Source organism: Rhodoferax sp. BLA1, from assembly GCF_013416775.1.
GTDB lineage: Bacteria > Pseudomonadota > Gammaproteobacteria > Burkholderiales > Burkholderiaceae_C > Rhodoferax.
The window spans coordinates 1-8,163 of record NZ_SZVI01000015.1 but is presented as its reverse complement, the minus strand read 5'-3'; the positions used below and the strand labels follow the sequence as shown (position 1 = coordinate 8,163).

The following is an 8,163-nucleotide window of genomic DNA, read 5'->3' as shown; positions in this document are numbered from 1 at the left end:
TGGCGGCCTCAGTCAAACCGGCTGCGAGCAAGCCTGGGGCACCCAAGCCCGCACTGAGCAACAACCCTGCACCAGCCAAGGCCAAGCTGGCGGCTGGGGTGGAGTCGGATTGGGAGAGTTTTTAAGCAGGATGCCAAGTCACCGGCCTGCATTCCAGGCTTGGACCAGGCCGCAACTGTGCCAGTGAATACACTCCAGGCGTTTTGAAACAACCCACCTTATGGAGAAAAAATGATCAAACGCCTGGATGTTGGAAGTCGTCTGTCAGAGGCTGCGGTCCACAATGGCACGGCCTACCTGGCCGGTCAGGTACCCACCGATCCCAGCCTGGACATCCAGGGGCAAACGGCGCAGGTTCTGGCCGCTGTGGATGCGCTGCTGGCCCGTGTTGGCAGTGACAAAAGCAAGATCTTGATGACCCAGATTTTCCTGGCGGACCTGGCCGACTTTCCTGGCATGAACGCAGTCTGGGACACCTGGGTGGTACCCGGCCAGACCCCACCCCGTGCCACCGTTCATGCGGCGCTGGCCGACCCGGCGTGGAAAATCGAGGTGGTGGTGACCGCTGCTGTGTGAGTGGGTGCCAGACCTTGGCCCCGCACCTGGCCTGGCTGCGGCGGGGCAGCTTACTGGGCCAACTCTGCGGCGATTTGCCGCAAGGCCTGTTCAAACACCTCGGGTGGTTGCCCACCCGAGATCAGATGTTTGTCATTGAGGATGATGGCCGGCACCGAGCGGATACCGTGGCTGGTGTAGAAGTGTTCTGCCTCGCGCACCTCGGCAGCAAATTCATCACTCGCCAGCACGGCTTGAGCACGTTCGGTGTCCAGCCCCGTTTCACCGACCTTTTGCAACAACACCTCATGGGAAGCCGGGCTCAAGCCCTCGGTGAAGTAGGCTGAAAACAACGCCATCTTGAGCGCGTGTTGCGAGCCTGCTGGCCCCTCCAGCGCGGCCCAGTGCAGCAGGCGGTGGGCATCAAAGGTGTTGTAGATGCGATCGCGTTTGCCCATGCCGAACTCAAAACCCAGGTCAGCGCCGCGCTGCCGGATGGCCTCTGAGGCCTGTTCCAGCTGCTGGGGGGTAGAGCCGTATTTCTGAACCAGATGCTCGGTGATGTCCTGGCCCTCGGGCGGCATGTCCGGGTTGAGTTCAAACGGCTGAAAGTGGATGTCCGTCTGGACCTCATCCTGCAGGCGGTCCAGCGCGGTTTCGAGAGACTTCAGACCAATCGCGCACCAGGGGCACGATACGTCTGAGACAAAATCAATTTTGATGGTAGCGTTCATGGCCGGAGGTTTACCACAATCGGCCCGCTTGTGCTCAGCCCACCACTTCATCCTGACTTGGCCAAGGTGCTTGGGTGGCCCGCACCCGCCAGCCACAGCACCCCAGTTATTTACAGAGGAAACCCATGACCCAGACCTTTCTTATGCCCGACCCCACAGGTGAAGAACTCAAGGCGGCGCGCACCCGGGCGGGTTTGAGCCAGGTTGAGGCGGCGTTGTTGATGGGTTACCCGGTGCAGCCGGGCAGTCGGGGCGGCCAACAATCGCGCACCTGGCAGGCGCTGGAGAGCGCCAGTGACCCGCGCAACATGCCAGGCCCCATCTTTGCCATGTTCCTGCTGCTGACCAACCAGCACCCGGTGTTCACCCTGGTCAGCAAGGCCGCTATGGCAGCGGAGGACGGCACTGGTACGCCACCTGTCTGAGGCCAACCGAAGAGGTTGATCAGGGCTGGCTTGGGCCGGTTTCAGGCCATTTGTTCAAGCAACGGCCACCGACTGCACACTGGCCACGCAGTTGCGCCCTTTGGCTTTGGCGGCATACACACTTTGGTCTGCCGCTTTGAGCAAATCATGGGCTTGGCCCATGTCGGCCTGGCGCGCGGCCACACCCACACTGATGCTGCCATGCCAGAAGCCATCCCCGGCGGCCACCCGCTGTGTCGAGACTTTTCGGCGCAGTTTTTCGGCGGTTTGCAAGGCGCCTGCCAGCGGGGTGTTGGGGCAGATGATCAGAAACTCGTCACCTCCCAGGCGGCACAACAGATCGTCGGTATGGATTGAGTGTTGCAGCGTGCGCGCCAGGTGGCGCAGCACCGCGTCACCCGCGTCGTGGCCATAACTGTCGTTGATGGTTTTGAAGCCGTCGGCATCAATCATCATGCAGGCCAATGACACGTCGTGTTCTGACGCCGTTTGCCATTCGCGCTCCAGCACCTGCATGGCGAGCCGACGGTTGGGCAAGCCGGTCAACGCATCGGTCATGGCCAGGGTTTCCAGCCGCTGGTTCAACTCTGACAACTCCCGCGTGCGTTCCGCCACCCGGGCTTCCAGTGACTGGTTTAGCTCATACAGGGCACGGCTGCGCTCTGACACCTGGCTGACCAGTTGGCTCATGGCTTGCAACAGCGTGGCAGTGGCCGGGTCGCGGGTTTTCTTGAACGCCTCAAGCGCTTCTTCGGCCGGGGTGCCTGCCAGTGCCGCATCGCGCAGCCAGGTCATGAGGCGGTCGGTGCCCAGGATGTGATACGCCAGCCAGTTGCACAAAAAGGCCAGCAGGGCCGTGGCGGCTTCGCGGTTGTCACCTGCCATGCCGGCATGCATGTGCATCACATCTTGCAGAAACTGGGCGTGTTGCTTGCGGTGGTGCTTGATGTGGCCGGGGTAGACCCCCGAACGCTCCATCAGCGCTTCTTCTTCCTGGAAGTGGTACACCGTGTAACGCCGCAACTCCTGAAACAGCGACTCGATCTCACCCGCGCTGGCGCCCTGAGGGCGCATCAGCGCGTCGCCAAACTGGTTGATGATGTCGATCAGGTAGTGGTGCTGCTCATCAACGGTGGGCAGGCCCGTTAAAAAACAGGGGTCCCAGCGGAATGCTTTCATGTCACCTGGCCTCTGGTATGGTGTGTCCAACGTTAATGGGCAGGCATTGTTGCACCAAGACCCGTCAAAATACTGACATGAATCAAGCTTCTTCCAAACCTGAAGCGCCACCGGCGCAAACACGTAACCCCTTGCACGGCATCACCCTGGAGATGATGGTCACCCAGCTGGCCGAGTTCTACGGCTGGGACGGCTTGGCGCAGCGTATTCCAGTGCGGTGTTTTGCGCTGGACCCCAGCGTGTCGTCGAGCCTGAAGTTCTTGCGCAAAACCCCCTGGGCGCGCGACAAGGTCGAAGGGCTGTACCTGTTCATGCTGCGTGAGCAGCGGCGCGCCCGCTAACTGCACACCACACCGGCAGCCGGTTCACGCGGGGTTGAGCAGGGCAAGTGGCCTCAGCCCTGGTGAGGCTTATCCGCAGTTTGGTTTGCTGCAATGTCTGCAGCTATTGGCCCTTGATCTATAAGGGCTGGAGGCTGATTTGGCTCAGAACCAGGGCCACACATCTGGTCACCGTTCCAGCGCTGGCCACACCAGCACAGGCCCTCGGTATTGATCAGGCAGGTGCCGGTGCCGCAGCAGCGTGTGTCGGTGGTCATGGTGGGCTCCTTCGGGTCAACACAGTGGTCATCAGCGGGCGGTGACAAACACCACCGCCAGGCACAGGCAGGCCACCACCGTCAGCCGCAGACGCAGCGGCAAAAACCACACGGGCAGCGATATCACCCGCGCCAGACGCAGGTCTTGCCGGTAGTGCGCCAGCAGCCCGGCGATCAGCAGCAAGGCGCCGGCCTTGGGTACCATCATCAGGGCCAGCCAGCCCAGCAGCGAGGGCACCACACTCCACAGGTACAGCGCGTGTTTGGGGGCGTCTTGCAGTTGCGGGTGGATCATGGCAAACGCCCAGTGCAGCGCGCCCACAAAACTCAGAATCACCGCGCCGTAAGCCAGCAGCCCCGGCACCCAGGTGGCCACATGGGCCGGGTCCAGCCAGCTGGCAGCGGCCAGCGCCACAAACGGGATCAGCCCGCCATACCCCAGCCAGGCAACCAGGGTGGGGCAGGGGGATTGGGGGGCAGAAACAGTCATACGCGGTGTGTGGGCCAAAAGAAGGCCGCATTGTGCTGGAAACCTGTCGCCCAGCGGGGTGTTTTGCCGCCAAAGCCAGCAGCAGCTCACGGCCTTTGGGTGGCACAAACCACGCCGGTATTTCAAACGGGTATCTTCCAGGCGCTGATTCCCGCTGACCCAGACTGATCCCGACGGCACCCGTTCGGCCTGCTGAAAGACCTGGCATGACACCTGTTTTAAGCGCTTTTTTTGGCCCGCAGCACCCGCTGCGCCGACGCAGCTGGCACACCCTGGCCAACTGTCTGCTGCTGGGGGCTGCTGTGTGGTGCGCCGGCCGGGCGCAGGCGCAATCCCCGGCGCCGCCTACTCCGACAGCTGCCCAGGCGGTGGCCATTTTTGCCGGGGGCTGTTTCTGGTGTGTGGAGGCTGACTTTGACAAGCTGCCCGGGGTGATCTCCACCACCTCGGGCTACACCGGTGGCAAAACCGCCAACCCGAGTTATGAGGAGGTGTCCCGCCACACCACCGGCCATGCCGAGGCGGTCAAAATTGTTTTTGACCCGGCCAAACTGAGCTACCGCCAGCTGGTGGACCACTTCTGGCACACCATCGACCCCACCACCAAAGACCGCCAGTTCTGCGACTACGGCACACCCTACCGCACCGCCATTTTTGCGTTGGACAGCGCCCAGCTGGCCCAGGCCCAAGCCTCCAAAGCGGCGCTGGACAAGGTCAAACCGTTCAAAGAGCCCATCGTGACCCAGATTCTTCTGGCCAGCGAGTTTTACCCGGCCGAGGATTACCATCAGGACTACTACAAGAAAAACGCGGTGCGTTACGCCTTTTACCGCAGCAGCTGCGGGCGTGATGCGCGCCTGAGCAAGCTGTGGGGTGACCTGGCTGCCAAGTAGTCGTTAGAGCGGCGCGTTCAAAACCGGTCGCGCGTCATTCCCTTGCATGACATTGCGGCCTAAACTGGCCGAACCATGACCGACCCTGAAACACCCCAGCCAAGTCCGCTGCAAAACGCCCTGGCCCTGCAGCGCCAGGCCTATCTGGCCCATCCCGTGCCCAGCCTGGCTGAGCGCCAGCGCGATTTGCGCACGCTGCAGCGTTTTATCCGCGAACACCAGGACGCCTTGTGTGATGCCATCAGCTTGGATTACGGCCACCGCTCGCGCCACGAGACCCTGCTGGCCGAGGTGTTCCCGGCGGTGGACGGCATCGACCACATCCTCAAACACCTGCGTGGCTGGATGCGGCCACAGCGCCGCAGTGTCGACTGGCGCAATTTTCTGGGTGCACGCAACCGCGTGATCCCGCAGCCGCTCGGTGTGGTGGGGGTCATCGTGCCGTGGAATTTTCCGCTGAACCTGAGCCTGGTGCCGCTGAGTTACATCTTTGCCGCAGGCAACCGGGCGATGGTCAAGATGAGCGAAAACTCGCGCCATCTGGCGGCTTACCTGATCCAACACATGCCCGCCTATTTCCCGCCCGAGAAGCTGCAGTTTTTTGACGAAACCGGCGGTGTGGGGGTTGAATTTTCCAAACTCAAGTTCGACCACCTGCTGTTCACCGGCTCCGGCCAGACCGGCAAATCGGTCATGGCCGCCGCCGCGCAGAACCTGTGCCCGGTCACGCTGGAGCTGGGTGGCAAGGCGCCCGCCATTGTGTGTGAGGACTTTCCGCTCCAACTCGCGGCCGAACGTATCCTGTTTGTCAAACTGCTCAACGCGGGCCAGATCTGCACCACGGTGGACCACGCCTGGTTACCCGCCGCCAAGGTCGATGCATTCGTCAACTTAGCGCGTGGGCTGGTGGCCCAGCGTTACCCGCGTCTGGACTCACTCGACTACACATCCATCATCGACCAGCGTGCTTTTGACCGGCTGCTGGCTGCGCTGGACGATGCGCGCAGCCGGGGGGCGCAGGTGCTGCCTCTGCTGGACGGCCCGGCTTTTGACCGCGCCACACGCAAGATCGCGCCGCACATCGTGCTGAACGCTCCCGCCGACTGCCTGCTGATGCAGCGCGAGATTTTTGGTCCGATCCTGCCGCTGCGCAGCTACACCCGGCTCGACGAGGTGATCACCAGCATCAACGCCGGGCCGCGCCCGCTGGCGGTGTACCCGTTCAGCTACGACGCGGCCAAAGTGCAACACATCATCGACCATGTGATGAGCGGCGGTGTCTCGGTCAACGACGCGCTGTTCCATGTGGGCCAGCACGACCTGCCGTTTGGTGGTGTAGGTGACTCGGGCATGGGCCATTACCACGGGCATGAAGGGTTTGAGACCTTCTCCAAGATGCGCCCGGTGTTCTACCAGACGCGGTTCAGCACACTCAAATTCCTGTGGCCGCCGTATGGCAAGTTCGCCGACAAGGTGCTGGCGTTTTTGATCCGGTAGGTCTTGGCTTCATGAAAAAATGCTCTCTAGCCCTTTTTCTGTAAGGGCAGGTTGCTAACTTTTCTGTAGTGATTGAATGCGCTGCTTGGCCTGACTTGCCGCTGATGCTGGTGCCCCAGCTGTTGGTCAAAGCTCAAATCAATGGCCGAAACGCAAATGGCCGGGCTGTGGCAGGGCGCTTGTCGCGCGGTTTGACCTGCGTCGTGGCGGCAGAGTCGAGGCCGCGACGTTCGCAAAAGTCCTGGGGGATGCTCTGGCTCAGGTCATACGCTTGCCGCTTTAGACGGTCTGACAACACAGCGTAGGCGCGGTTGATGTTCGTCATCCTTTGTCGCGCGTCTTCAGAGTCCGCGTTTTTGTCCGGATGGTGTTGTTGGGCAAGGCAACGGTAGGCCGCCCGGATCACGACATGGCTGGCGCGTGGGTTGACCTCAAGCGTCTCGTAAAAAGATGTCATGGAGCTCCTAAATGCCCTGTCCCCTTCCCGGTGAAGGATGTGGGAACACAGACACAGAGGATTCAATACCGTTGCCAGCCAGTTGTCTGTGTGTCAAAACACATTGCTGCGTGGCGCCAGGCGGGCGGCGGGGTAACCGTTCTCCGGCCCCCTCGCGGGAGATGGTGCTGGTTGGGCGTTTGCTGAGATGTTGCCGCCGAGGGTGGTGCGCCACCTTTCTCATCACGCGAATGGGTTCTGCGCCCGGTTACCCCACCACCCGCCTTCAACAGTTTTGGACGCGTCGAGGGTGGGGAAAGTTGGCTTGAGGCTGGAAGCCGACAGCCAGTACTCCAGACAGCGGTCACACAAATCCTATGGTTTGACACCTCGCTTGAGGAGTTAGAAAGCACTCTTGCCCCAGCTTGACCGGTTGGGTTGGAATGTCGCAATGCGCTCCGAAGCCACCGCTAGATCGGTCAGAGTCTGTGCAATCTCATCGAACGATAGCTCGTGAGGGCCGATAACCAGTCTATCGAACGTCTTGTTTGTCTGTCCCGCCTCAGTCGGATGAGGCACCTCTGGGCCATCGGGCTTTAAGCTGAAGAACTGTCCTTCGGTCACCTCACCCTTTCCAATCTTTTCTGGAAGGTGGTGGATAGCGTCTCGCACATTACGGAAGCGGTGCGCAACCTTGTCACAAACGAATTCAGGCTTGTGGTCTTCCAGGTGGACTGAAAGTGCATCGCGAGACTTGTGGTTTCGGAGGCGACGATACGTGTCGATTGCACGATGTATATCCGAAATGCATGTTTCAAAATGTGAGATTGAGCGTCGCAACATTGGAAAATCCAGCGACTCGGAGGTTGCCCAGAATTCGCGTAGTGCAGTAGACGCCAACTGGTACTCGGAGGCGGCAGCTTCAACCAACCACAGGTACGTGGATGCGAGAGCATTGACTTCATACAGCTCTGAAGGAGTACCACGGAAGAAGTACTGCACCCAGTACTGCGGTACCGCAGTAAGAACAGTAGGCCCGGGTGGTAGTGAGATGATGATGTGCATCGGATTCGTCGACAAACTAAGTTGAGGGACTGACTCTGGCTGCTTCGCGGCAGTCTCAATCGAACATTGGGACTAAGAGCGAGTGAATGCTCTTCTTTGAATTCTGGCAGTAATTTCTCTGCTTGGGTTTCCACGAATAGGGGGATACGACTGAATGACCGCTCCCGCTGTGCGCCGTGAAAAGGCGGCGCTTTCCTGTGGGTGTAAGTCCCACCTGGCCACGGCTCCAGCCAGTAGCAACCGGAGCGGCTATGGAGGTAACGATATGGCTGAAGCCTTCGGGTAAAGAGC

Annotated in this window: 11 protein-coding genes; 5 read left to right on the top strand and 6 right to left on the bottom strand. The window is 60.8% G+C overall.

Annotated features, from left to right (window positions below):
• Nucleotides 1-231: 231 nt before the first annotated feature.
• Nucleotides 232-576 (top strand): RidA family protein, encoded by a 345-nt coding sequence (locus tag FDG13_RS20845; RefSeq protein ID WP_180132640.1) that lies wholly within the window; start codon nt 232-234, stop codon nt 574-576.
• A 50-nt stretch (nt 577-626) separates the two neighbouring features.
• Here FDG13_RS20845 and FDG13_RS20840 read toward each other — a convergent pair whose 3' ends face one another.
• The gene (locus tag FDG13_RS20840; protein ID WP_180132639.1) at nt 627-1,289 is read right to left on the bottom strand and encodes a DsbA family oxidoreductase; all 663 of its coding nucleotides are present in this window, start codon (nt 1,287-1,289) and stop codon (nt 627-629) included.
• 125 nt (nt 1,290-1,414) lie between these two features.
• On the opposite strand from FDG13_RS20840, the gene FDG13_RS20835 reads away from it, so the two are divergent.
• Complete coding sequence (locus FDG13_RS20835) at nt 1,415-1,714, top strand: RodZ family helix-turn-helix domain-containing protein (protein WP_180132638.1); 300 nt, start codon at nt 1,415-1,417, stop codon at nt 1,712-1,714.
• 54 nt (nt 1,715-1,768) lie between these two features.
• Here the strand turns inward: FDG13_RS20835 and FDG13_RS20830 are convergent, their stop codons facing one another.
• Complete coding sequence (locus FDG13_RS20830) at nt 1,769-2,893, bottom strand: GGDEF domain-containing protein (protein WP_180132637.1); 1,125 nt, start codon at nt 2,891-2,893, stop codon at nt 1,769-1,771.
• 77 nt (nt 2,894-2,970) lie between these two features.
• Between FDG13_RS20830 and FDG13_RS20825 the strand changes: the two genes are divergently transcribed.
• Nucleotides 2,971-3,234, top strand: a complete 264-nt coding sequence (locus FDG13_RS20825) for a VF530 family DNA-binding protein (protein ID WP_180132636.1) — start codon at nt 2,971-2,973, stop codon at nt 3,232-3,234.
• Between the two features lie 53 nt (nt 3,235-3,287).
• On the opposite strand, the gene FDG13_RS20820 is transcribed toward FDG13_RS20825, so the two are convergent.
• The gene (locus FDG13_RS20820) at nt 3,288-3,491 is read right to left on the bottom strand and encodes a hypothetical protein (RefSeq protein ID WP_180132630.1); all 204 of its coding nucleotides are present in this window, start codon (nt 3,489-3,491) and stop codon (nt 3,288-3,290) included.
• A 31-nt stretch (nt 3,492-3,522) separates the two neighbouring features.
• Complete coding sequence (locus FDG13_RS20815) at nt 3,523-3,981, bottom strand: DUF3429 domain-containing protein (RefSeq protein ID WP_180132635.1); 459 nt, start codon at nt 3,979-3,981, stop codon at nt 3,523-3,525.
• A gap of 206 nt (nt 3,982-4,187) precedes the next feature.
• Here FDG13_RS20815 and msrA point away from each other — a divergent pair, with 206 nt between their 5' ends.
• Nucleotides 4,188-4,874 (top strand): peptide-methionine (S)-S-oxide reductase MsrA, encoded by a 687-nt coding sequence (gene msrA / locus FDG13_RS20810; RefSeq protein WP_180132634.1) that lies wholly within the window; start codon nt 4,188-4,190, stop codon nt 4,872-4,874.
• A gap of 75 nt (nt 4,875-4,949) precedes the next feature.
• The gene (locus tag FDG13_RS20805; RefSeq protein WP_180132633.1) at nt 4,950-6,371 is read left to right on the top strand and encodes a coniferyl aldehyde dehydrogenase; all 1,422 of its coding nucleotides are present in this window, start codon (nt 4,950-4,952) and stop codon (nt 6,369-6,371) included.
• A 133-nt stretch (nt 6,372-6,504) separates the two neighbouring features.
• Here the strand turns inward: FDG13_RS20805 and FDG13_RS20800 are convergent, their stop codons facing one another.
• Both FDG13_RS20800 and FDG13_RS20795 read right to left on the bottom strand, forming a co-directional pair.
• Complete coding sequence (locus tag FDG13_RS20800; protein WP_180132632.1) at nt 6,505-6,828, bottom strand: J domain-containing protein; 324 nt, start codon at nt 6,826-6,828, stop codon at nt 6,505-6,507.
• Between the two features lie 381 nt (nt 6,829-7,209).
• Nucleotides 7,210-7,872 (bottom strand): hypothetical protein, encoded by a 663-nt coding sequence (locus tag FDG13_RS20795; protein WP_180132631.1) that lies wholly within the window; start codon nt 7,870-7,872, stop codon nt 7,210-7,212.
• Between the last annotated feature and the right edge of the window lie 291 nt (nt 7,873-8,163).

What these genes read in the sequence shown, in the direction of transcription:
- FDG13_RS20800 (WP_180132632.1), bottom strand. Translation starts at nt 6,828, where the DNA reads ATGACATCTTTTTACGAGACGCTTGAGGTCAACCCACGCGCCAGCCAT.
- FDG13_RS20830 (WP_180132637.1), bottom strand. Translation starts at nt 2,893, where the DNA reads ATGAAAGCATTCCGCTGGGACCCCTGTTTTTTAACGGGCCTGCCCACC.
- msrA (WP_180132634.1), top strand. Translation starts at nt 4,188, where the DNA reads ATGACACCTGTTTTAAGCGCTTTTTTTGGCCCGCAGCACCCGCTGCGC.
- FDG13_RS20815 (WP_180132635.1), bottom strand. Translation starts at nt 3,981, where the DNA reads ATGACTGTTTCTGCCCCCCAATCCCCCTGCCCCACCCTGGTTGCCTGG.
- FDG13_RS20835 (WP_180132638.1), top strand. Translation starts at nt 1,415, where the DNA reads ATGACCCAGACCTTTCTTATGCCCGACCCCACAGGTGAAGAACTCAAG.
- FDG13_RS20805 (WP_180132633.1), top strand. Translation starts at nt 4,950, where the DNA reads ATGACCGACCCTGAAACACCCCAGCCAAGTCCGCTGCAAAACGCCCTG.
- FDG13_RS20825 (WP_180132636.1), top strand. Translation starts at nt 2,971, where the DNA reads ATGAATCAAGCTTCTTCCAAACCTGAAGCGCCACCGGCGCAAACACGT.
- FDG13_RS20845 (WP_180132640.1), top strand. Translation starts at nt 232, where the DNA reads ATGATCAAACGCCTGGATGTTGGAAGTCGTCTGTCAGAGGCTGCGGTC.
- FDG13_RS20795 (WP_180132631.1), bottom strand. Translation starts at nt 7,872, where the DNA reads ATGCACATCATCATCTCACTACCACCCGGGCCTACTGTTCTTACTGCG.
- FDG13_RS20840 (WP_180132639.1), bottom strand. Translation starts at nt 1,289, where the DNA reads ATGAACGCTACCATCAAAATTGATTTTGTCTCAGACGTATCGTGCCCC.
- FDG13_RS20820 (WP_180132630.1), bottom strand. Translation starts at nt 3,491, where the DNA reads ATGACCACCGACACACGCTGCTGCGGCACCGGCACCTGCCTGATCAAT.